The 548-nt window shown below is 69.7% G+C and carries 1 protein-coding gene; it reads right to left on the reverse strand.

The genetic code is table 11. The features are described 5' to 3' along the window. Nucleotides 1-59: 59 nt before the first annotated feature. Nucleotides 60-548 (reverse strand): LysR substrate-binding domain-containing protein (locus F6Q13_RS20020; RefSeq protein WP_293060160.1); only part of this gene is annotated, 489 nt, incomplete at its 5' end.

Consider the following 548-nt stretch of genomic DNA (forward strand, 5'->3'; position numbering starts at 1 on the left):
CACCCTGCTGGCCGAGGTGCACGCCCTGATGGTGCGGCTGCTGCCCGGCCAGCCGTAGCTCAGCTCCACAGCGTGACGTGCACCTTGGGGCGGAACCGGGTCACTCCCACCCCGGTGCCCCGGATCATCGCCTGAGTACACCGCGGCGTGGTGATGAACCGGATGAGCTCTGATACGGCGGGCTGCCGGGCGGAGGGCCCCAGTGTCGACGCGCACCACTCGCCCGACAGCTGCAGTCCCGGCCCGGCGACGTGGATCAACCGCCCGGCGGCAAGGTCCTTGGATACCGCGAAGCCGACCGTCAGCGTAATGCCGCCGACCCGCCGCACCTCTTCGAGGGCGGCGGCGTCGCTCTGGAAAATCCGCTGCTGCGACTCCGGAATCGCCAAATCCCCCAAGATGGCTGCGATCTCGCCGTCCACGCTGCCCGCCGACGGTCCCAGCATCCAGTCCTGCGCGCGCAGCTGCGCAGCTGTCGGGACGCCTTTGGACAGCGGGCTGCCCGGTGTGGTCACCGCGATGATCTGGTACTTCAGGAACGGCCGCAC

This window comes from Mycobacterium sp., assembly GCF_008709575.1.
Taxonomy (GTDB): domain Bacteria; phylum Actinomycetota; class Actinomycetes; order Mycobacteriales; family Mycobacteriaceae; genus Mycobacterium.